This window comes from Flavobacterium sp. 1355 (assembly GCF_017833415.1).
GTDB lineage: Bacteria > Bacteroidota > Bacteroidia > Flavobacteriales > Flavobacteriaceae > Flavobacterium.
This window is the reverse complement of sequence record NZ_JAFICC010000001.1, coordinates 126,065-147,640: the sequence shown is the minus strand read 5'-3', so window position 1 is coordinate 147,640 and position 21,576 is coordinate 126,065. Positions and strand designations below refer to the sequence as shown.

At 33.2% G+C, this 21,576-nt stretch carries 22 protein-coding genes; 5 read left to right on the top strand and 17 right to left on the bottom strand.

The annotated features are described in order from the left end of the window. Positions 1 to 183: 183 nt before the first annotated feature. Positions 184 to 573, top strand: a complete 390-nt coding sequence (gene ytxJ, locus JOD96_RS00665; RefSeq protein ID WP_209562664.1) for a bacillithiol system redox-active protein YtxJ — start codon at positions 184 to 186, stop codon at positions 571 to 573. A gap of 85 nt (positions 574 to 658) precedes the next feature. Here ytxJ and JOD96_RS00660 read toward each other — a convergent pair whose 3' ends face one another. The 15 genes from JOD96_RS00660 to JOD96_RS00590 all read right to left on the bottom strand — a co-directional run bounded on the left by JOD96_RS00660 (position 659) and on the right by JOD96_RS00590 (position 17,743). After that, on the bottom strand, positions 659 to 1,828 hold the full coding sequence (locus JOD96_RS00660; RefSeq protein ID WP_209562336.1) for a hypothetical protein: 1,170 nt from the start codon (positions 1,826 to 1,828) through the stop codon (positions 659 to 661). Then, on the bottom strand, positions 1,825 to 2,820 hold the full coding sequence (locus tag JOD96_RS00655; RefSeq protein ID WP_209562335.1) for a DUF2157 domain-containing protein: 996 nt from the start codon (positions 2,818 to 2,820) through the stop codon (positions 1,825 to 1,827). Before JOD96_RS00655 ends, JOD96_RS00660 begins: the two co-directional genes overlap by 4 nt. Before the next feature lie 134 nt (positions 2,821 to 2,954). Then, positions 2,955 to 4,235, bottom strand: a complete 1,281-nt coding sequence (gene argH / locus JOD96_RS00650) for an argininosuccinate lyase (RefSeq protein ID WP_209562334.1) — start codon at positions 4,233 to 4,235, stop codon at positions 2,955 to 2,957. Between the two features lie 68 nt (positions 4,236 to 4,303). Continuing rightward, entirely contained in the window at positions 4,304 to 5,374 is a 1,071-nt protein-coding gene (locus JOD96_RS00645; protein WP_209562333.1) for a M20 family metallo-hydrolase, read from the bottom strand. 205 nt (positions 5,375 to 5,579) lie between these two features. Then, positions 5,580 to 6,356 (bottom strand): acetylglutamate kinase, encoded by a 777-nt coding sequence (gene argB / locus JOD96_RS00640; RefSeq protein WP_209562332.1) that lies wholly within the window; start codon positions 6,354 to 6,356, stop codon positions 5,580 to 5,582. A gap of 94 nt (positions 6,357 to 6,450) precedes the next feature. Beyond that, a complete protein-coding gene (locus tag JOD96_RS00635; RefSeq protein WP_209562331.1) occupies positions 6,451 to 7,398 on the bottom strand; it encodes an N-acetylornithine carbamoyltransferase in 948 nt (315 codons plus the stop codon). Positions 7,399 to 7,471: 73 nt separating this feature from the next. Further along, a complete protein-coding gene (locus JOD96_RS00630) occupies positions 7,472 to 7,873 on the bottom strand; it encodes a GxxExxY protein (protein ID WP_209562330.1) in 402 nt (133 codons plus the stop codon). Between the two features lie 99 nt (positions 7,874 to 7,972). Then, positions 7,973 to 8,734 (bottom strand): glutamate 5-kinase, encoded by a 762-nt coding sequence (gene proB, locus JOD96_RS00625; protein ID WP_209562329.1) that lies wholly within the window; start codon positions 8,732 to 8,734, stop codon positions 7,973 to 7,975. 224 nt (positions 8,735 to 8,958) lie between these two features. After that, positions 8,959 to 10,152, bottom strand: coding sequence for a glutamate-5-semialdehyde dehydrogenase (locus JOD96_RS00620; RefSeq protein ID WP_209562328.1), 1,194 nt, complete (start codon positions 10,150 to 10,152; stop codon positions 8,959 to 8,961). 98 nt (positions 10,153 to 10,250) lie between these two features. Continuing rightward, the gene (locus JOD96_RS00615) at positions 10,251 to 11,390 is read right to left on the bottom strand and encodes an aspartate aminotransferase family protein (RefSeq protein ID WP_209562327.1); all 1,140 of its coding nucleotides are present in this window, start codon (positions 11,388 to 11,390) and stop codon (positions 10,251 to 10,253) included. 90 nt (positions 11,391 to 11,480) lie between these two features. Then, positions 11,481 to 12,458: an N-acetyl-gamma-glutamyl-phosphate reductase gene (argC, locus tag JOD96_RS00610; protein WP_209562326.1), complete on the bottom strand. Its 978-nt coding sequence runs from the start codon at positions 12,456 to 12,458 to the stop codon at positions 11,481 to 11,483. 107 nt (positions 12,459 to 12,565) lie between these two features. Further along, positions 12,566 to 12,976 (bottom strand): hypothetical protein, encoded by a 411-nt coding sequence (locus tag JOD96_RS00605; RefSeq protein WP_209562325.1) that lies wholly within the window; start codon positions 12,974 to 12,976, stop codon positions 12,566 to 12,568. A 37-nt stretch (positions 12,977 to 13,013) separates the two neighbouring features. Next, entirely contained in the window at positions 13,014 to 14,207 is a 1,194-nt protein-coding gene (locus JOD96_RS00600) for an argininosuccinate synthase (protein WP_209562324.1), read from the bottom strand. Positions 14,208 to 14,262: 55 nt separating this feature from the next. After that, positions 14,263 to 14,910 (bottom strand): GNAT family N-acetyltransferase, encoded by a 648-nt coding sequence (locus JOD96_RS00595; protein WP_209562323.1) that lies wholly within the window; start codon positions 14,908 to 14,910, stop codon positions 14,263 to 14,265. Positions 14,911 to 15,472: 562 nt separating this feature from the next. Then, the gene (locus JOD96_RS00590; RefSeq protein WP_209562322.1) at positions 15,473 to 17,743 is read right to left on the bottom strand and encodes a M1 family metallopeptidase; all 2,271 of its coding nucleotides are present in this window, start codon (positions 17,741 to 17,743) and stop codon (positions 15,473 to 15,475) included. Positions 17,744 to 17,930: 187 nt separating this feature from the next. Between JOD96_RS00590 and JOD96_RS00585 the strand changes: the two genes are divergently transcribed. The 3 genes from JOD96_RS00585 to JOD96_RS00575 all read left to right on the top strand — a co-directional run bounded on the left by JOD96_RS00585 (position 17,931) and on the right by JOD96_RS00575 (position 20,032). After that, on the top strand, positions 17,931 to 18,782 hold the full coding sequence (locus tag JOD96_RS00585) for an aldose 1-epimerase family protein (RefSeq protein WP_209562321.1): 852 nt from the start codon (positions 17,931 to 17,933) through the stop codon (positions 18,780 to 18,782). Positions 18,783 to 18,791: 9 nt separating this feature from the next. Continuing rightward, on the top strand, positions 18,792 to 19,340 hold the full coding sequence (locus JOD96_RS00580; RefSeq protein WP_209562320.1) for a GNAT family N-acetyltransferase: 549 nt from the start codon (positions 18,792 to 18,794) through the stop codon (positions 19,338 to 19,340). Positions 19,341 to 19,474: 134 nt separating this feature from the next. Further along, on the top strand, positions 19,475 to 20,032 hold the full coding sequence (locus JOD96_RS00575) for a DUF3575 domain-containing protein (protein WP_209562319.1): 558 nt from the start codon (positions 19,475 to 19,477) through the stop codon (positions 20,030 to 20,032). On the opposite strand, the gene JOD96_RS00570 is transcribed toward JOD96_RS00575, so the two are convergent. Together JOD96_RS00570 and JOD96_RS00565 are read right to left on the bottom strand one after the other, a co-directional pair. After that, entirely contained in the window at positions 20,029 to 20,253 is a 225-nt protein-coding gene (locus JOD96_RS00570; RefSeq protein WP_209562318.1) for a VF530 family DNA-binding protein, read from the bottom strand. The genes JOD96_RS00575 and JOD96_RS00570 overlap by 4 nt on opposite strands. Before the next feature lie 101 nt (positions 20,254 to 20,354). Next, a complete protein-coding gene (locus JOD96_RS00565) occupies positions 20,355 to 20,981 on the bottom strand; it encodes an outer membrane beta-barrel protein (protein WP_209562317.1) in 627 nt (208 codons plus the stop codon). A 138-nt stretch (positions 20,982 to 21,119) separates the two neighbouring features. Here JOD96_RS00565 and smpB point away from each other — a divergent pair, with 138 nt between their 5' ends. Next, positions 21,120 to 21,575: an SsrA-binding protein SmpB gene (gene smpB / locus JOD96_RS00560; protein WP_116754153.1), complete on the top strand. Its 456-nt coding sequence runs from the start codon at positions 21,120 to 21,122 to the stop codon at positions 21,573 to 21,575. Position 21,576: the final 1 nt, after the last annotated feature.

Below are 21,576 nucleotides of genomic sequence, written 5' to 3'. Positions count from 1 at the left end.
TTTTAATTATAAATATGTGATATCATTAAAATTTGATTTTATTGGGGCAAAATTTAATTTTAAATGATATAACTTTGCTACATATTCAAATTATATTCCATAGTAAAAATACAGACAAAGTGACATAAAAAACTTGATTTAAATTGGTTTTAAATGTCAAAAAGTCATAAATACAGTCAAAATATGAGTTTTTTTAATTCAATGTTCGGAAATTCAGACAATTCGGATTCCAAAAAAAGTAATTTAAATTGGATTCCTCTTACAAATTTAGCACAGTTAGATGATATACAAACCATTTCAAATGTTAAGCCTATTGTAATTTTTAAGCATAGCACCAGGTGCAGCATCAGCCGAATGGCTTTAAAACAATTTGAAAGACAATATGATTTAGATGAAACTGTAGATGCTTTCTTTTTAGATTTAATTGAACATCGTGATGTGTCAAACGAAATTGCAAAGCGTTTTAATGTATATCATGAATCACCTCAATTAATATTGATTAAAAACGGTAAAGCTGTTTATGATGTTTCTCATAGTGATATCGATGCAGAAGCGCTAAAAAGTAAGATATAAACTTAACAAATCGCAAATCGCAAAAACAAAACCCTGAACTAAAAGCTCAGGGTTTTGTTTTATCTATTGCAATAAATGTTTCTATTTAAAATGTTCCACCAGATCCACCTCCACTAAAACCTCCATCACCAAATTCCATTGGCGAGTCAGGCACTTTTACTTCAGGTTTCATTCCAAATGTTGAAGCAATTATTAAAGCCTCGGCATTTAAAAATGTATTTGAATTAGATATTTTATCTGGTTTAAATGTTAGTCCGCTTTCTTTTGCTTTAAGTTTTCTTATAAAAAAGAATGAAATCCCAAACAAGATTAGTCCTCCCAGTGTTAATGCTGCTTCAATTGGCAAAACTGAGTGATAATATCTAAAACTGTAAAATGAAAAACCTATTGCCAGAAAACTAATCCAGAGCATAATTCTGTTTTTGCTTTTTAATGAATACAGAAAATAGCAGACCGGCACAATAAAAGTAAACGCCCAAAAGAAGAATGCAAATGGAATTTCAGGACTTATTTCATAATACGTATTTAATAAACTTGCAGAAAATTCTCTTACTATAAAATAATTTCCAGACAAATAAAACAATATTAAACTAACACTTTGTATCAAACGAATTCCATTGGAATAATATGATTCTATTAGATCATTATTCAATTTTTTACATAAAAAATAAGTTCCTGCACCATAAAACATCATAAAGAATGGCAAAATCGCCTGGCCAGCTTCAAGATATTCAAATATTGCATATCCAAGTGTTATAGTTAATGCTAAATAAAAGAGTAATGCCGATAATAAGTGTATGTAACGCAAAAACATTATTAGTGATATAATTGCAACAACAATGCTAACCGGAAGCACATAGTGAAAATCTGTAGTGATTGTAACAGCAGCACCAAAATTTAATATTGTTCCCAAAATAAATGCATCATCTAATCCGTGATTATAATAATCCTTTTTTGCTAAAAATTCAGACCCTGCAATACCAATTATACCGAACACAAAAGGAAAAATTTCCCAGGTTCTGTCTATTGCCGAAAGTCCCAAAAGCGATATTGCACTACATATTGAAGAATACAGAAATGACCCCAGTAAAAAGAATCCTATTCTAACAAGGATATTTTTATGACTATTAAGTACAGGAAGTTCTTTTTTAATAAAGTCAAGTTGTTCCTTACCGATAAAGCCTGCATTTTTTAAGGAATCTGCTTCTTCTGTCAAAACAGAATTTTGCAATTTATTTCTATCAAATACTATCATTCTGCAGTTTCTTTATTAAAGTTCTTAATTAATTTTATGAACAAGACAATCGAGCCAATGAAATATCCTGGTATGGCAAGAACAAATAACATCCAAATATCCTGAAAGTCAATATCCTCAAAAATTCTAAAAAGGAAAATATTAATCCCTATATAGGCATAAAGAATCATAAAAACATATAATGAAATAGCCTTAAGCCCATAGCTAGCTTTATAAAAATAATAGCAGGATCCAGCAAGGATAGCTGAGAAAAGTAGCCAGAATCCATCGTATTCGTTTACCATATTTGTGATGGAAGCTATGCTTATTATATGAAGCGAAAATGTCAGATAGATTAATTTAAAATGTGTTTTAAGCGCTATTTTATCGCTATAAAATGTCCATAAAATCAACAAAACCCCAAGCATTATTGCCGAGAAACTTAGACTTTGATTGAGATATAAATCATTATTAAATACATCCTGAGGTGTTACAGACAATCCAACATAAGCTGCCAAACCAGTAATTGCAATTGTCAGGACACTTTTATTATCAAAATAATAAGCACAAATAAAGCTAACAATTGTAGGTATTAATGTTGCTAAACCATAATGGGTACCAAAAGGCTTGTATTGAAATTGCAGATACCCTATAAATATGCAGGTTAGGATGTTGGCAAGAAGTACAAGATATTCTAAAACAGGGCTTTCAAAGGTAGTTTCTGATTTTCTGAATCCAACTGAATTTTTAAAACAGAAGTAAAAGCAAGCGATAGTAACAATTAGCAATAAAGACAAAATTGCAACGTGACCAATAGTATCAATATTTTCATAAATCAAAATTCCGATACCGGATGTGAAAAGTAATACTGACAAATACAAAAACATTTTTAACTCCGCGTTAAGGGAAAAAACACCCAAATTGCGATAGTTCTTTATCTGACTGAATTGTTCTTCTGTAATAAAATTTTTCTCGAAAAGTTTTTGAGTAGTCTGTTTTTCAAATCCTGTCATCTTCTAAATTTAGGTTAACTATTTTCAAATGTATATAAATTAGGCTGAGCTTTCTTAAATTTGATAAAATTATTTAAAATAAAAAACCGATTTGTAATTTATACAAATCGGTTTTTAGTTTTTAAAAACAAAACTTAAAAAGCTGCTTTCATTTTATCTCTAATATTTTCTAAGCACAAATTATTAATACTTCCTTCGTGTGTATGTTTTGTTTCTTTTGGAGATTGGTATGTTCCTGCTTCCAATTGTTCGGCAACGGCTTTGTAAGCATCTCTAAACGGTATTCCGGCCACCACCATTTCGTTTAAGGTATCAACCGTAAAAAGGTAGTCGTATTTTTTATCTTTTAAAATATTGTCTTTTACTGTAATGTCTTTTACAGAGAAAATCGCAATATCCAGACACGCTTTTAAGTTTTGAATTGCCGGAAACAAACCTTCTTTTAAAAGCTGCAAATCTCTGTGATAACCGCTTGGCAGATTATTGGTGATTAAAGTGATTTCGTAAGGAAGTGCCTGAATCTTATTGCATTTTCCTCTGATTAATTCAAAAACATCAGGGTTTTTCTTGTGTGGCATAATGCTCGAACCTGTTGTAAGGTGTGCAGGCAAACCAATAAAATCAAAATTCTGGCTCATATACAAACAAACGTCCATTGCAAATTTAGACAACGTTCCCGCAACACTGGTCATGGCAAAAGCAACTGTTTTTTCTGCTTTCCCGCGGCTCATTTGGGCCGCAACCGCATTATATTTTAAGGTTTCAAAACCTAATTCTTTAGTCGTAAAAGTTCTGTTGATTGGAAATGAACTTCCGTAACCTGCTGCAGAACCTAACGGATTTTGATCCACCACTTTTGAAGCTGCGTTTAACATTGTAACGTCGTCAATTAAACTTTCAGCGTAAGCAGAAAACCACATTCCAAATGACGATGGCATCGCGATTTGTAAATGCGTGTAACCTGGCAACAATACATTTTGATGTTTTTCTGCCGATTCCATTAACAAATCAAAAAGTGTTTTTACTTGTTCTTTTATCGCTTTTAATTCGTCTTTTAAATACAAGTGAACATCTACCAAAACCTGATCGTTACGAGAACGTGCGGTGTGGATTTTCTTTCCTGCATCACCGAGTTTTTCGGTTAATAGATATTCTATTTTAGAATGAACATCTTCGAAACTGTCTTCGATTTCGAAATCTCCAACGACAATATCTGCAATGATATCGTTTAGGGCATCAACCAAAGAAGTGGTTTCCTCTTCTGTCAATAAACCAATTTGTCCCAGCATTTTGGCGTGAGCAATTGATCCTAATGCATCGTATTTTGCGAGAACTAAATCTAATTCACGGTCGTTTCCAACGGTGAAATGTTCGATTTGCTTGTCTGTTGGTGTTCCTTTTTCCCAAAGTTTCATAGGTAGCATTTTATATTTCGGAAGAAACCTAACAGGTTTTGAAAACCTGTTAGGTTTGACTTCGATATTTATAATTTAAAGAAATCGTTTAGTATTTTAATATACAAATCGACTCCTTCTTCAATTTCATTTATAAAAATAAATTCGTCGGCAGAATGCGAACGCAATGTTTCTCCTGGTCCTAATTTTAAAGACTGACAGTTCAAAACAGATTGATCGGAAAGCGTTGGAGACCCGTAAGTCGTTCTTCCTAAAGCGATACCGGCCTGAACTAAACCGTGTGCAATTGGAATAGACGATGCATTTAAATGCATTGATCGTGGCGTTACTTCGGCATTTACGTTTGCTTTTACAACCTCCAAAATTTCTGTATTAGAATAACGATCGGTTACCCGAATATCGACTACCAAATCGCATTCTGATGGCACTACATTGTGCTGTTTTCCTGCGCTGATCTGCGTTACGGTCATTTTTACAGGACCTAAAACGTCTGATATTTTGTCGAATTTATAGTTTTTAAACCATTCCATTACAGGAATTGATTTGTATAATGCATTATCCTCATTTTGATGCGCGGCATGACTGGCAGTTCCTTTTACTTTTACGTCAAGAACCAGTAAACCTTTTTCAGCTACAGCCAATTGCATTAATGTCGGTTCACCAACAATAGCGCAATCTAACTCTGGTAAATGTTTTAAAACGCTGTTTAAACCATTTTTCCCACTGCTTTCTTCTTCGGCGGAAGCCACAATCACTAAATTATGTGACAAGTTTTGATTTTCATAAAAATGAACAAAAGTTGCTAATAATGAAACCAAACATCCTCCGGCATCATTGCTTCCTAATCCGAATAATTTTCCGTCTTTTTCAATTGCTTTAAACGGATCGTTGGTATATGCCTGATTAGGTTTTACCGTATCATGGTGTGAATTCAGTAAAAGTGTTGGTTTATTTTCGTCGAAATATTTATTGAAAGCCCACACATTATTGTTTTCTCTTTGAAAAGGAATTTCGTTTTGATTGAACCAATTCTCGATTAAAAGCGCCGTTTGATCTTCTTCACTTGAAAATGAAGGGGTTTCGATTAGGCTTTTTAATAAACTAATTGCTTCCTGGGTAAGCGTTGCAATATTTTTCATAGTTATGGTTTCTTTGCCACAAAGGCTCGAAGTCACGAAGTTTTTAATTAAATCTGTGACATTTTTAATTTGCGCAAATTTCTTAAATTAATATTTAAAATGGCTAGCGCAGTTGTATTTTTTTGCCACGAATTACACTAATTTACACTAATTTTTTTATTCAAATATAATTCGTGAAAATTAATGTAATTCGTGGCTACATCTTTTATAACGTAATGGTTGTGTGTGGAACATCTGGGTTTTGGAGCATTTTATGATGCCCGATTTTGATTTTCTGTACACCTCTTGACAAACTATTAAAGCAATTATCCAACTTCGGAATCATACCGGAATGGATTACTTTTTCTGCTTTTAGTTTGTTGTATAATTCTTCGTTTATTGCTGTAATTACAGATGAATCGTCTTCTGAATCCTGCAAAACGCCTTGTTTTTCAAAACAATATGTCAATGTAACATCAAAAATTTCAGACAATGCAATTGATAATTCGCTTGCAATAGTATCAGCATTTGTGTTTAATAACTGACCATTTTTATCGTGTGTAATAGCGCAGAAAACGGGAACAATATCAGTTTCTAATAACGTCGCTAATAATTTAGTATTGACTTGTTTTACGTCGCCAACAAAACCATAATCGATTGTGGGATGATTTCTTTTTGTGGACTGAATCAAATTTCCGTCCGCTCCTGAAAATCCCATTGAATTATTGTCTTTTGCCTGCAATTGCGCTACAATATCTTTATTAATTTGCCCGGCGTAAATCATAACTACAACATCAAGCATCGCAGCATCGGTAATTCGGCGGCCTTCAATCATTTGAGGCACCAAACCAATACTCTGCGCCATTTTAGTAGCCGATTTTCCACCACCGTGAACTAAAACTTTGTATCCTTCGATTTTAGAAAAATCGGTTAAGAATTGTTCTAATTCTGCTGGATTATCGATTATATTTCCGCCAATTTTTATTACGGTAACTTTTTTCATGAGGTTCTAAGTTGCTAAGGTTCCAAGGGACTAAGGTTTTTATTCGGTAGTTTCTAGCATCTTAGAAACTTAGTACCTTAGCACCTAAAAAAAATTATATTTTTTTGAGAATCTTCTGTAAAACTAATTGTGCTGAGTACGTTCTGTTATTTGCTTGCTGAATAACGATTGAATTTTCGCTGTCAATTACTTCATCGCTTACAATTACGTTACGACGTACAGGCAGGCAGTGCATAAATTTTCCATTATTGGTTAAAGCCATTTTTTCAGCAGTAACTGTCCAACTCGGGTCGCTATTGGTTACTTTTCCGTAATCATTGAAGTTACTCCAGTTTTTTACATAAACGAAGTCAGCATTTTCGAACGCTTTGTTTTGATCGTATTCTATTTTGCAGTCTTTTGTAATTTCCGGGCTCAGCTCGTAACCTTCAGGATGTGTGATTACAAAATCCATGTCTTTTTGCATTTGCATCATTTCTACAAATGAATTAGCAACAGCCTGAGGCAACGCTTTTGGGTGCGGTGCCCACGAAAGCACCACTTTTGGTTTGTGCTTTGTTTTGTATTCTTCCATTGTAATCGCATCAGCCAAAGATTGTAACGGATGACGAACCGCACTTTCCATGTTTACAATTGGCACAGTTGCATGTTTCAGGAATCCTGAAATAACGGTTTCTGCATAATCCTTTTCTTTGTCTGCTAAACCCGCAAAAGCACGGATTGCAATAATATCACAATATTGTGAAACGACTTCTGCAGCTTCTTTTATGTGTTCTGAAGCTCCGGAATTCATTACTGCTCCGTCTTCGAACTCCAAAGTCCAGCCTTCGTTGGTAAAATTCATCACCATAACGTTCATTCCTAAGTTTAATGCGGCTTTTTGAGTACTTAAACGCGTTCTTAAACTTGGGTTGAAGAATAACATTCCTAAGGTTTTATTCTTTCCTAAACCTTGATTTTTAAGCGGATTTTTTTTGATTTTTAATGCGCTTTTTACCCATTTTGATAATGAGTTGATATCTTGTATTGAAATATAATTCATTTGTTTTTGTTTTTTATTTGTTGCCTAAAATTAGACGCTGATTAAACTGATTCGCTATCGCGAAAACGCTGATTTATACGGATTTTTCTATTCTTAATTTTCTATCATTTTCAAATATTTTACGTCTAAATTCTGGTTTTGTTCCAAAATTTAAAAGCAAACCTACTTCGCAATTTGTTCCTTTTAAATAATTCAAAATTTGATTTTCAAATGCTGCCACTATACAGTCTGCAGCTTTTAGTTCTAAAATAATTAAATCCTCTACTATCAAGTCGGCATAATATTGTCCAACTTCAATTCCTTTATAATAAACTTCTATTTTCTTTTGAGGCTCAACCTTTAAACCTTTACTTTTCAATTCTAAAAACATTGAATTTTGATATACTCGCTCTAAAAATCCGTGTCCTAATTCATTATATACCTCATAAAAAGTTTTAATAATGACATCCGTTAACTCTTGATGCAATAATTCCATTTTTATATTTTGAACGAAATGTACTACATAAAAATTAAATATAAAAATCCGTGTTAATCCGCGTCTTCGCGAAGCGAATCCGTGTCATCCGCGTTATAATCACACAATTTTTGTAAATGGTATTTCATTCTGCAAAGCCTTTAAAATAAAATTATCATTTAATCCATTCACAATCCAGGTTTCGATGTTGGCGGCTTTTGCGATTCCGGCTGCTTCGATTTTCGACTGCATTCCACCTGTTCCATGTGATGATTTTGATTCTCCTATTTCTTTCTCTAAAACCTTTAAATCATTAACCAATTTTATCGTTTCCGGATTTTCATCGTGAATAGAATCTTTAGTATAAATTCCGTTTGTATTAGTTGCAATTATCAAAATATCAACATTTAGCAGCACCGCCGTTAACGCTGCTAATTTATCGTTATCCCCAAACCGAATCTCATCTGTGGCAACGGTATCATTTTCATTAATAATCGGAATGTAATTGTTCTCCACCAAAACATTTATTGTATTGACAATATTTACTTTCGACTGTTCTTTTTCAAAATCAGAATAAGAAAGCAAACATTGCGAGGTCAATAATCCTAAATCGCTGAAATTCTCATGGAAAATCCGCATTAAATGAGGTTGACCAATTGAAGCCAAAGCTTGTTTCAATGCAATCTCTTTGCCTTTACTTTCCAGATTTACGAATTGCTTGGCGGCTGCGATGGCTCCTGAACTTACAATTACAAATTCGTAATCTTTGTTTAGAGCAGCGATCTGCATGCCAATATCTTCAATCTTTCCCCGCGAAATATGGTTGGTTTCTTTGGTTAAAGTATTACTTCCTATTTTTAATAAAATCCGTTTTTTGCTCATTTTTTTTAAGTGGCTAAGGTTCTGAGTTGCTAAGGCCCTAAGTTTTTATATTGTAAACGTGTTTTTTTTACCGCAAAGGGCGCAAGGTTTTTTTAATATTGTGAACGTTTACAAACGCTAAGTTCGCAAAGCTTTATCTTTAATATTCCAAATTCTAATTTTAAAAATTTAAATCAGAAATCCTTAATTCTCAATCTAAAATCTAAAATCAGAAATCTAAAATTCTACCGTATTTGCCCTTCTCCATACACGTACCATTTATTGGTTACCAAATGTTGTAAACCAATTGGTCCGCGTTGATGCAATTTATCGGTGCTTATGGCTAATTCTCCTCCTAAACCAAATTGTCCTCCGTCTGTAAAACGCGTTGAAGCGTTGTGATACACTGCTGCGGCATCAACAGATTCCATGAACTTTTTAGCGGATTTATCATCTTTTGTTATAATGGCTGCTGAATGTCCTCCGCAATATTTATTTATTTTTTCAATTGCATGTTCTTCAGAATCAATTGTTCCGATGACAATTTTATAATCTAAAAATTCTTCATACCAAATATCTTCATTTTGAAGCGTTTCAGTATTTTCGAAATTCTCTAATGATTTATCAACGATTACTTCGACTTTATTTTCAATTAAAGTTTCGATTAGCATTGCTGTAAAACCTTCAAAATTAGGTAATCTCGAATCTATTAAAACTTTATCTAAAGCATTACAAGCTGATATTTTAGACGTTTTAGCATTCAAAATTACTTTTAAAGCCAAATCGGTATCTGCATTTTGATGAACGTAAACAAAATTATTTCCGCGGCCGCTTACAATTACCGGACAAGTGGCGTGTTGTTTGACAAACTCTATTAGTTTTTCTCCTCCTCTTGGAACAATTAAATCGACTTTTTGAGTTGGTTTTTCTAAAAAGGCCTGCGTTTCTGCACGATTAAAATTCAAATACTCTACCCAATCTTTCGAAACTTCATTTTCTTCCAGAGCCTGATGCCATAAAGCAACAATCTTTAAGTTTGATTTTAAGGATTCTTTTCCTCCTTTTAATAAAATCTTATTTCCTGATTTAAAAGCAATTCCACCTGCTTCGATTGTAACGTCCGGACGCGATTCGTAAATAATTAAAATCGTTCCGAAAGCAGCCGTTTTATTAATGACTTTTATTCCATTATCATGAGTAAAATGAAAACGCTCTACTCCAACCGGATCTTCCTGAGATGCCAATTGATTCAATGATAAAATCATCTCGTCTACTTTTTTATCGTCTACTTTCAAGCGTTCTTCCATCGCTAAATCTGAACCGTCATAAGCCAATAAATCTTCCTGATTGGTGAGAATTATTTGACTCCGCTCCTGCTCGACGAGTTTTGCCATGGAACGCAAAACGAGATTGCGTTTTTCAATTGATAATGGGTTCATAATTTATAGTGGGTTGGTTGTTTTTTGGTTGTTTCTTTTTTTATGGAAACTTTATAGAATACCTAACAGGTTTTGGAAACCTGTTAGGATAGGTGCAATTAGTTTTTAAGTTCTTCCAAACTTTCTTTTAAAGCTACTATAAAAGTGTCTATATCTGATTTTTTCACTGTAAGCGGCGGCAAAATTCTCAACAGATTTTTGTTGTTGGCGCTTCCTGTAAAAATATGTTTCTCGATAATTAGTTTTTTTCTTAAGGCTGCAACGTCAAAATCAAATTCAACGCCAAGCATTAAACCTTTTCCTTTTACTTGTTTAATTCCTTCGACTTCTTTGATTTTTTCTAAGAAATATTCATAAACTTCGTTTACATTCTTTTGTAAATCCAGTTTTTCCATTACATCGAGAACAGCAATTCCTGCCGCACAAGATAAATGGCTTCCGCCGAAAGTAGTTCCTAATAATCCGAAACTGGCTTCAAATTTTGGAGAAATTAAAATCGCTCCAACCGGAAATCCGTTCCCCATTCCTTTTGCTACTGAAATAATATCAGCATTGATTCCGTGATGTTGAAACGCAAAGAATTTTCCGCTTCTTCCATATCCTGATTGTACTTCGTCTAAAATCAAAACTACATCGTGTTTTTTACAAGCGTTTTCCAATGCCTGAAAAAATGCTGTTGTCCCCTGGTCCAATCCTCCAACTCCCTGAATTCCTTCAATAATTACGGCCGTTACATCTCCTTTTTCTAATTCAGCTTCCACTAATTCGATTTGATTTAATGGTAAAAAAGTAACGACTTGCTGTGCATTGATTGGTGCTACAATCTTTTTATTGTCTGTAACGGCAACAGCTGCAGAAGTTCTTCCGTGGAAAGAATTATCAAAAGCCACAACTCTCGATTTTCCGTTATGGAATGATGCTAATTTTAAGGCATTTTCGTTTGCTTCTGCGCCAGAACTGCATAAAAACAATTCGTAATCCTCTAATCCAGAAAGTTTTCCTAATTTCTGAGCCAATTCGACCTGCAAAGGATTCTGAATCGCATTCGAATAAAATCCTAAATGATCTAATTGATTTTTTAATTTTTCTACATAATCAGGCTGCGTATGTCCGATCGAAATCACACCGTGTCCGCTGTATAAGTCTAAGTATTCTACTCCTTTGTCGTCTGTAATTGTGCAGTCTAGTGCTTTTACAGGCGTTATGTCGTATAATGGGTAAACGTTGAATAAATTCATTTCTTGAAAAGTTATATGTTATTTGTTATGGGTTAGAAGTTTTGCATAAAGACATTAAAAAAACGCTTAACTTTTAACTCATAACTTTTTCTAAAATCCGCTTGGTTTCAAATGTAAACCGGTAGTTTCTTCTAATCCGAACATTAAATTCATGTTTTGAATTGCCTGTCCTGAAGCACCTTTGGTTAAGTTATCTATAATTGATGTTATGAGAACCCGGTTTCCTTTTTTCAATAAACTGATGATACATTTATTCGTTTGCACTACTTGTTTCATGTTGATATTTGTCGTGGTCACGGTTACAAACGGTTCATTTTTATAGAAATCTTCGTATTTAGCAACCAATTGTTCCAAACTATCGTCAGACAGCGTATATAATGTTGCGAAGATTCCTCTTGGAAAATCTCCCCTATTCGGAATAAAAAGCAATTCACTTTCAAAATCATCTTGCAACTGAACCAAACTTTCTGATATTTCTCCTAAATGCTGATGCTCAAAAGCTTTATAATGTGACATATTGTTGTTTCTCCAACTGAAATGCGAAGTTTCTGAAAGTCCAACTCCAGCTCCTGTGCTTCCGGTTGTGGCATTAATATGAACGTCGTTATTAAGTCCGTTATTTTTGGCTAATGGCAATAAAGCCAATTGGATAGCTGTTGCGAAACAACCCGGATTTGCAATATAATTTGCTTTTTTGATTTCAGATTTATTCAATTCGGGTAAACCGTAAACAAAATCTTTGCCTTCAAAATGAGCGTCTTTGTTTAATCTGAAATCATTACCTAAATCGATGATTTTTGTATGGCTTGCAAATTGATTATCCTGTAAAAAAGAAATTGACTTTCCGTGTCCCAAACATAAAAATACCACATTTACGTCTGGATTTATCTTATCCGTAAAATTCATTTCAATATCACCCATCAGATCATGATGCGCCACAGAAAGCGGTTTACCCGAATTTGTAGTGCTGTAAACAAAATCAATGTTTACATTGGGATGATACATTAATATTCTGATCAATTCGCCGGCTGTGTAGCCCGAACCACCAATTATTCCTACATTAATCATGGTTTTTATTTTTTTAGATATATTGTTAAATCGAATTCTATTTAACAATATCTTTTTTGTTTTTAGATTAGACAATTATAAAAAGTTGTCTAATCTCCTAGTTTTTTTTAATCAATAGCAAAAACAAAATTTGCAGATACAAACTTTATGTAATATGTCTTTATCTGCTCAGGACTTAATGATTGTGTGTCATGTGGAGATTCAACATTATAAACTTCTGTATAAGTAGAATTTGCACCAATTTCAATATATGGAGGAACTCTTTTAATAGGAGTTAATATCAATCCGTTATAATTGGCAGTTACGCTGGATGTTCCTTTTACAGCAACATCATTGGGGTTAGTATATTTTATTTCATAATGTAATCGAGATGAATTATTACCTGTGTCAGCTGTAAATTCAAATAACAAAACTTCGTAGGTAACAGGTTTTAAAGTTTTTTCTGGCACATCATTATCACTTGAACAGCCAAGAAATAGTAGAAACATTGGAATTAAAAAAAATACTTTTGCTTTCATAAAAATTAAGTTTTATTTTTTGAATAAATCATCACAATTAATCATAATCTAAATGATTTACAGATGAAAATATATTTTGTGCATTTCCAAGAATCTTGATAAATCCTTTTGCATCATCAGATGTCCAGGCATTGTTCATTTCTCCGTATTGACCAAAACCAGTGTTCATCAGATCATTATCAGATTCAATTCCGTCAAGTGAGAAATGGTAAGGCTTTAGAGAAACAGTTACTACGCCATTAACTGTTTTCTGTGTGTCTTGCAAAAACGTTTCGATATTTCTCATTACCGGATCCAGAAACTGACCTTCATGAAATAGCATTCCGTACCAGTTGCCTAATTGTTCTTTCCAGTATTGCTGCCATTTTCCAAGCGTATGTTTCTCTAGCAAATGGTGCGCTTTGATAATGATTAAAGGCGCAGCAGCTTCAAAACCGACTCTTCCTTTAATTCCGATAATGGTGTCACCTACGTGAATATCTCTACCAATTGCAAACGCATTTGCCAGTTTTTCAAGAGCAACAATATTATTAGAAGGTTTATCCATTATTCCGTTTAACCCGACTAATTCGCCTTTTTCAAAATGCAATCTTACTTTTTCTTCTCCTTCTTTTTGTAATTGCGAAGGATAAGCATCACTTGGTAATGCCTGGCTTGAAGTCAACGTTTCTTTTCCTCCAACACTTGTACCCCAAAGTCCTTTATTGATAGAATATTGTGCTTTTTCCCAAGAATAGTGTACTCCATTTTGAGCTAAATAATCTACTTCTTCCTGTCTTGAAAGTTTTAAATCTCTAATTGGCGTAATAATTTCAATTTCAGGAGCAATGGTTTGGAAAATCAGATCGAAACGAATTTGGTCATTTCCTGCACCTGTACTTCCGTGTGCGATCGCACTTGCTCCTACTTTTTTAGCATATTTAATGGCTTCAATTGCCTGAAAAACACGCTCTGCACTTACTGATAATGGATATGTATTGTTTTTTAATACGTTTCCGAAAATCAAATATTTTATAGCTTTATCATAATATTTATCTACGATAGTCAGGTTTGCGTGCTGAGCACTTCCCAGTTCGTAAGCTCTTTTTTCTATGGCTGATAATTCTTCTGCGTCGAATCCTCCTGTATCTACAAGTACAGTGTGAACTTCGTATCCTTTTTCATTTTTTAAATATTTCAAACAATACGAGGTATCTAATCCTCCGCTATAAGCTAATACTACTTTTTTCATTTTTTATAATTTAGGCTAATACTTTCGTATATAGCAGTTTGAGATTTTTTCTAATTTAAAATTTTAATAAAAAAATAAACGACAATAATTTATTTAAAAACAAAGCCTGTTTGATTTTTTTCAATCTGCTTAAAACGGCTTCATTAAAAGGATGTCTCGGCGGATTTTTTTGTTTTTCTTTTGGATCGTATAACATACCGGTACAAAGGCACATTTTATTTTCTTTGCTTTGCAGAATTTGGTAATTTGTACAAGTTTTACAGCCTGCCCAAAAGCTAGGATCTGTAGTCAATTCAGAGAAAGGAACTGGTTTATATCCCAATTCAGAGTTAATTTTCATAACAGCCAAACCGGTAGTAATACCAAATATTTTGGCATCAGGAAATCTCTGTAAGGAATAATCAAAAACCTTTGATTTTATTTTTTTTGCCAAACCTAAGCTTCTGTAGTCAGGATGTACAATTAATCCCGAATGTGCAACAAATTTTCCGTGCTGCCAGCTTTCGATATAACAAAAACCTGCAAATTTCCCGTCTGCCAGAGCAATCATTGCATCACCATTCGACATTTTTTTCTGAATGTATTCAGGAGTTCTTTTAGCAATCCCCGTACCTCTCAACAAGGCAGATGATTCTATTGTATCGCATATTTCCTGTGCGAATTTGAAGTGTTCTTCCTGAGTAACAACAATAGAGATTTTCATTTCAATAATTGAAGTTTAGCGTTAAAAATTAAAGCACTTTGTTTGGTTTGAAATCCAGAATTGAATCCAATAAAATTAATCAAAATAGAAGTAACTCCTTCAAAATCAAAAACTTGATTAAGAAAATTTACAAAATAATAAATACTTTTTTGATATGTTTGTCCAAAGGACAAATTATGTGATTTCAAAATGAAAAAGGGATATGAATAAATATACGGCGAAAAACTCTGTGAATACTATAGAGATAGTATCCGTACCTCGGGAGAGGTACAAGGCAGGTTTGTCCGTGACAAAGAAGTTATATGTAAACTTATTTTATTCATCGGTGCAAAAGTACACTATTTTTTTATTTACAAACTAAAAAAATAAAATTCTAACATTTTTTTAATGTAATGTTGTTTTTTTTAGACACTAAGGTTCTGAGTTGCTAAGGTTCTGAGTTTTTTTTATCTCTCAAAGAAAACCTGAAAGCTGAAACTTGAACTTGAAACTTTAAATTAAAAAACAAAACCCGATAATCATTTCTAATCATCGGGTTTTGAATATATTGCATTTTTTTATTCTATTTTTTAGTAAACTGCATTACCTGACCATTTCCTAAAATTGTCATATCAAAACCAGTTTTAGCTTCATTAAATTTAAATCTCAATCCTGCTCTGGATGATTCAAATGTATCTTTTTCGTTTGCAACCGGATCCAGAGCGAAGCTTGGATAGTTCGGAAGTTCTGCTGTTAAAACACTATTCTTGTCTACCAAATTGATTGTCAATGGAGATTTTGATGTAACGTAATTACCTAAATATCCATCTATAATAATAGCTTTTTCTACTGTACCTTTTCCGGCGGTCCAAACATTGTTTGACTCATTATTATCCGGAAAAACGTGATCAGGATCCAAAGTAATACTTTCTATTTCCTCAGTTGAACTGTGTTTGAAAGACCATGATTTGTTTCTCTGCCAAATTTCTACAGGTAAATTAACTCTTGTTACTTTACCACTTTTTGTTTTAACATCGACCACAATTGGCATTGGCATTTTATCAAAATTCTCTATATTGATTATAACTCCTTTTGCAGGGTCATTTTTAATATATTTAATTGAGTTTATACCCTGATCAAAACGCCAGTTGTTTACATACCAGCTTCTCCAGAACCAGCTCAAATCTTCACCGGCAACATTCTCCATTGATCTAAAGAAATCATCTGGTGTTGGGTGTTTGTATGCCCAACGTTGTATATAAGTTCTAAAAGCAATATCAAAACGCTCTTTTCCAAGTACTTGTTCTCTTAAAATCACTAAACCGGCACTTGGTTTAAAGTAGCACAGCATACCAATATTGGCTTCTTTCATATTATCAGGTGAACTCATAATTGTCTCTAAGTCAGGGCGGGTAAAAGGTTCAGCTTCATGATGTAAATCTGTTGGCTGTTCTTTATACTCTCCATTATTAAATGCAGCTGTACTCAATGAATTTATAAAAGTATTAAAACCTTCATCCATCCATGCAAATAAACGCTCATTTGAACCTACAATCATCGGGAACCAGATATGTCCGAATTCGTGATCTGTAACACCCCATAAATCTTGTCCTTTTGATTTCCATCCGCAGAAAACAATTCCTGGATATTCCATTCCGCCTTCATTTCCTGCAACGTTTGTAGCTGCCGGATAAGGATATTCAAACCATTGTTTGGAATAATGCTCAATTGATGCTTTTACATATTCTGTAGAACGTCCGTAAGCTCCCTGACCATCACTTTCAACAGGATAAGCCGATAGTGCTAATGATTTCTTACCACTTGGAAGATTGATTTTTGCTCCGTCAAGAATAAAAGCCGGTGATGATGCCCATGAAAAATCACGCGCATTTTTTATTTGATAATGCCATGTTTTTTCAGCTGTAGCATTTGTATTTGCAGTTGCAGCTACCTCTTGGGCAGAACGAATGATTACTGTTTTGTCGCTTTGCGAGGCTTCTTTGTAACGTTTAAATTGTTCTGCAGGCAATACTTCTGCACCATTTAACAATTCTCCTGACCCAACAACATAATGATTTGCCGGAACGGTGATTTTGACATCAAAATTGCCATATTCCAGATAAAACTCAGAAGCTCCCAAATAAGGTGCAGTATTCCAGCCTCTTACGTCATCGTATACGCACATACGAGGATACCATTGCGCTATAGTGAAAATTTTACCGTTTTTGGTTTCCAAAACTCCCATTCTGTCTGATCCTTCAAAAGGAGCAATAAAGGAGAATTCAATTTTAATTTTTACTGATCCTCCTTTTGAAGCCAATTCCTGCGGAAGGAAAATCTGCATTCTGGTATCAGTAATTATGTATTTAGCAACTGTTTCAGTTTTGTTTTTTCCTCCTGAAATTATTTTTACAGATTTAATTTTATTTCCACCATCAAATACCTGACCTTGTGCCCCGTTACGGCTTCCTGTTAAAGGTACTAAAGCATTTCCTCTTGAATCTTCTTTAAATAAATTCTGATCTAAATTTAACCACAAAAACGACAGTTTATCCGGGCTATTGTTTGTATACGTAATTTCGTCAGTACCAACAAGTTCATTTGTAGTATTGTTTAGTTTTACTGTTAGTTGATAATCAGCTCTGTTTTGCCAATATTCAACGCCCGGCTGACCACTTGCAGCACGCGTTGGCGTACCATTTTTGGTGTAAAAATGTGGTGCAAATGCATCATGATAATCGTAATTGTTTGTTGAATTAGCGGCTGTTGTAGCTGGCGTTTGCTGCGCCCAAACAGAAGAAATTCCAACAAATAAAGCCATGGTTAATAAGGCTTTTGAAGAATGCTTTTTCATATTTTTTAGCTGTTTATATAGCAAATTAATGAAAAAAAAAGCTATTTACAGAGAAAAACTTAGGCACATATTTATTTTTTGTAAAATTTTATCAAAAAAATAATTTAAGCAAATTCTCAAAAAACTAAAATTTATAAAATATATTTACATTCAATTAAAAATTTACTTTACTTCAATTTTAAAAATTTTGAATACAACAATCTCAAATTCAAGTTTAACAGCTTCTATAAAACATTCAGGAGCTGAATTATTTTCAATAAAGGACAATCAAAACAAAGAATATATCTGGGAAGGTAATCCTGCCTTCTGGGGTAAACATTCTCCTGTTCTTTTCCCGATTGTAGGAACTTTAAAAAACAATACTTATACAATTTATGAAAAAGAATATCAACTGTCAAGACATGGTTTTGCAAGGGATATGGAATTTCAATTAATTGATAAGACTGAAAACAGTGCTGTTTTTTCGTTACAGTCAAATGCAGAAACGCTTCAGAAATATCCTTTTGATTTTGAGTTACAACTGATTTACACTTTGGAAGAAAAAGAATTAACTATTGCTTATAAGGTAACCAATAAAGGAAATTCTAAAATTCCATTTTCTATAGGTGCTCATCCTGCTCTTGCTTTACCTGAGGATTTTGAAAATTATGCTTTTCAGTTTGAAAAAAAAGAAACCTTAAAATACAATCTTCTTGAAAATGATCTGATTTCTGATAAAACTGAAATTTTAGAAACAAAAGACAATCTGGTTCCTTTAAATTATAAATTGTTTGAAAATGATGCGTTGGTTTTTAAAACTTTAGAATCAAATTCACTAACAATACTTGAAAATTCCAAGCCTTATGTAAAAGTAAACTTCAAAGATTTTCCAAGTTTGGGCATCTGGACAAAGGAACAGGCTCCATTTGTTTGTATCGAACCCTGGTTTGGTTACTCAGATACAGCTGATAATACTGGTGATTTATTCAAAAAAGAAGGAATTTTGGTTTTGGATGCCAACGACACTTTCAATGCAAAATTTAGTATTCAAATATTATAATCTATACATATGTTAGACTTTAATTTTACTCCATTTCCTGTTATAGAAACCGAACGTTTACTTTTAAGACGCATCACTAATGATGATGTAAATGAAGTTTTTGAATTGCGTTCGAACCCTGAAACGATGAAATATATTCCGCGCCCGTTAGTAAAAAATAATGACGATGCACTTGAACATATCGCAATGATAGAAGACAAAATTGCCACAAATGTTGGTATTAACTGGGGAATTACATTAAAAGATAATCCAAAGTTATTGGGAATAATTGGTTTCTACAGAATGCAGCCCGAAAATTATCGTGCAGAGATTGGGTATATGTTATCTCCTGATTTTCATGGAAAAGGAATTATACCTGAAGCTGTAAACAAACTAATAAGATATGGATTTGATGATTTAAAGCTACATTCAATTGAAGCTGTAATTGATCCTGAAAATTTTGCATCAGAAAAAGTATTAGAAAAATGTGGCTTTGTTAAAGAAGCCCATTTAAAAGAAGCTGAATTTTGGGAAGGCAAATTTTTAGACAAAGTAATTTATTCATTATTAGATAAATAAGAATTTTATGTTTTTAATATCGAAGAAATATCATATAAAAAAGGTGTTTTCATACTAGTACTTTTTGTTTTGCGTTATATTTGCACCCGAAAATAAACCGATAAACTTATTTTCTTACCACGAAAAACGATTTTATGAAAAACGCCTTAATCCTATTTGTTCTTTTCTTTTCGATTCAATCTCAAAGTCAGACTTATCTAAAGTTTAATGCCGCGACAGCAGCAATTGCAATACCAAATATCGGAATTGAAACCAGTATTGGAGAAAAAACCACTTTTAGTGTTGATATAATGGCTTCTTTTTGGGAGTCTTTCAATGGAAATAGCCCTATGAAATTCTGCACATTAACGCCGGAAATTCGTTATCATTTTAAAGAAAAATATAATGGCTTTTATGTGGGTGCACATGCAGGACCAGACGTGTATGAATTACAAAAATGGGATTATTTTGACACCAACAAATACGAACATGGTTTTGGCTACAGACTAGGAGCAACAGTAGGTTATAACGTAAAGCTAAACGATAAATTTTTATTGGATATTTTTGTTGGCGGTGGCTGGCACCAGGGATTTTATCATGGATATTACAATGATGGAACTCCGGGAAGATATGAAAAAGCCAAAGAATGGAATAAAAGCGGAGAATGGCTTCCTTATCGCGGAGGTGTTATGATTTCTTATAAATTAAACTAGTTTACAGGAAATTTAGGAATTGATTTTACATACAATTCTTCTACTTTTTGGCGTGCCCAATCTGTTTTTCTCAAAAAAGTAAGAGTCGATTTGACACTTGGATTTACAGTAAAACATTTTATAGGAATCAGTTCGCCTAAAGTATCAAAACCATAATAGTCAACTAGTTTTTCGACTATAACTTTAAGTGTAATTCCGTGTAATGGATCGTTAGATTGCATTTTATATTTTTTAAATAATATTAAAAAGACCGTACTCTAAAAAAGTACGGTCTTTCTCTTTTACAAAATTAGTAAAATGAAATCTAAATCATGAGTTATGATTAGAATATAAATTTAAACCCGACAGCCAGTGGAGATGTTAAATTGGAACCTCCAACTAAATAAGCTGAATCAACATTTGCCATATGCGCCAATCCAAAATTTGTTACAGTTGTTTTTTCTCCTTCTTCCGGTTTTATTGTTGTTGAAGTAAAATTTGCTAAATCATAAGAAAATTCTACAGAGAAATTCTTAGTAACAAAATAATCAAATCCTCCTGATACAGACAGACCAACCTGATTTATTTTTTTACCACTTTCTTTTTCTTTACCAGTAATAACCGGTAAAGCCGCTTGTCCGAAGAAATAAAGAGAACCTGCAATATTCCAATATTTTCTTGCTAATGGCTGAATTACAATTAAATCTGTTTTTGCAGATGTTCCTTGATCAGAAGCAGATTTCATATTAATATACCCCAAACCTGCTCCAATTGCTACAGACTGCGTTACGAATGTCCCTACAATAGGAATTACCGACATATTTGTATTTTTAACGTCTGCTGTTTTGGTTTGTTGATAACCAAATTGTGACGTAGCGAACCAGGCACCTTTCAGCCCCTGACCAGATTCCTGAGCTTTTGCTGTTAAACCGATTAATACTAAACTTACGAATGTTACAATTTTTTTCATCTTTAGTTTGTTTTAAATTATTCAACAAACTTATGAGTAAGCTTTTCTATCAATGATGATGAAAATCATAGATTAAAAAAAATCTTTAATTATCTTTAGCAGTATTAAAGTTTTTCATTTTTATCTTACATTTGCATTATGTTAAAATCAGTCAATATACTTAATAAAAGAGCGCGTTTCGATTACGAAATAATAGACACTTATACTGCAGGTATCGTTTTATCCGGAACCGAAATAAAATCCATACGATTAGGAAAAGCAAATATTACAGAAAGCTTTTGTGAATTTAGCAACTTAGAACTTTTTGCAATCAATACTTATATTGAAGAATATTCTTTTGGAAATCAGTTCAACCATAAATCAAGAAGTGAGAGAAAGCTGCTCTTAAATAAAAAAGAATTAAAAACACTTCATAAAAATGTTCAGGCAAAAGGTTTGACAATTGTTCCTTTAAAATTATTTACAAACGAAAAGGGACTGGCAAAACTTCAGATTGGCCTTTGTAAAGGAAAGAAAAATTACGACAAACGCGAATCCTTAAAAGAACAGGATACAAAACGTGATCTGGACAGAATCAAAAAAGCTTATAACTAAA

Excerpts from the sequence above, each read along its gene's own strand:
- JOD96_RS00570 (WP_209562318.1), bottom strand. The coding sequence starts at position 20,253 with ATGCAATCTAACGATCCATTACACGGAATTACACTTAAAGTTATAGTC.
- ytxJ (WP_209562664.1), top strand. The coding sequence starts at position 184 with ATGAGTTTTTTTAATTCAATGTTCGGAAATTCAGACAATTCGGATTCC.
- JOD96_RS00655 (WP_209562335.1), bottom strand. The coding sequence starts at position 2,820 with ATGACAGGATTTGAAAAACAGACTACTCAAAAACTTTTCGAGAAAAAT.
- JOD96_RS00620 (WP_209562328.1), bottom strand. The coding sequence starts at position 10,152 with ATGAACCCATTATCAATTGAAAAACGCAATCTCGTTTTGCGTTCCATG.
- JOD96_RS00615 (WP_209562327.1), bottom strand. The coding sequence starts at position 11,390 with ATGAATTTATTCAACGTTTACCCATTATACGACATAACGCCTGTAAAA.
- JOD96_RS00645 (WP_209562333.1), bottom strand. The coding sequence starts at position 5,374 with ATGAAAAATATTGCAACGCTTACCCAGGAAGCAATTAGTTTATTAAAA.
- argB (WP_209562332.1), bottom strand. The coding sequence starts at position 6,356 with ATGAAAAAAGTTACCGTAATAAAAATTGGCGGAAATATAATCGATAAT.
- JOD96_RS00580 (WP_209562320.1), top strand. The coding sequence starts at position 18,792 with ATGTTAGACTTTAATTTTACTCCATTTCCTGTTATAGAAACCGAACGT.
- JOD96_RS00595 (WP_209562323.1), bottom strand. The coding sequence starts at position 14,910 with ATGAAAATCTCTATTGTTGTTACTCAGGAAGAACACTTCAAATTCGCA.
- JOD96_RS00575 (WP_209562319.1), top strand. The coding sequence starts at position 19,475 with ATGAAAAACGCCTTAATCCTATTTGTTCTTTTCTTTTCGATTCAATCT.
- JOD96_RS00590 (WP_209562322.1), bottom strand. The coding sequence starts at position 17,743 with ATGAAAAAGCATTCTTCAAAAGCCTTATTAACCATGGCTTTATTTGTT.
- argC (WP_209562326.1), bottom strand. The coding sequence starts at position 12,458 with ATGATTAATGTAGGAATAATTGGTGGTTCGGGCTACACAGCCGGCGAA.
- JOD96_RS00635 (WP_209562331.1), bottom strand. The coding sequence starts at position 7,398 with ATGAATTATATTTCAATACAAGATATCAACTCATTATCAAAATGGGTA.
- smpB (WP_116754153.1), top strand. The coding sequence starts at position 21,120 with ATGTTAAAATCAGTCAATATACTTAATAAAAGAGCGCGTTTCGATTAC.
- JOD96_RS00565 (WP_209562317.1), bottom strand. The coding sequence starts at position 20,981 with ATGAAAAAAATTGTAACATTCGTAAGTTTAGTATTAATCGGTTTAACA.
- JOD96_RS00605 (WP_209562325.1), bottom strand. The coding sequence starts at position 12,976 with ATGAAAGCAAAAGTATTTTTTTTAATTCCAATGTTTCTACTATTTCTT.
- JOD96_RS00630 (WP_209562330.1), bottom strand. The coding sequence starts at position 7,873 with ATGGAATTATTGCATCAAGAGTTAACGGATGTCATTATTAAAACTTTT.
- proB (WP_209562329.1), bottom strand. The coding sequence starts at position 8,734 with ATGAGCAAAAAACGGATTTTATTAAAAATAGGAAGTAATACTTTAACC.
- JOD96_RS00600 (WP_209562324.1), bottom strand. The coding sequence starts at position 14,207 with ATGAAAAAAGTAGTATTAGCTTATAGCGGAGGATTAGATACCTCGTAT.
- JOD96_RS00660 (WP_209562336.1), bottom strand. The coding sequence starts at position 1,828 with ATGATAGTATTTGATAGAAATAAATTGCAAAATTCTGTTTTGACAGAA.
- argH (WP_209562334.1), bottom strand. The coding sequence starts at position 4,235 with ATGAAACTTTGGGAAAAAGGAACACCAACAGACAAGCAAATCGAACAT.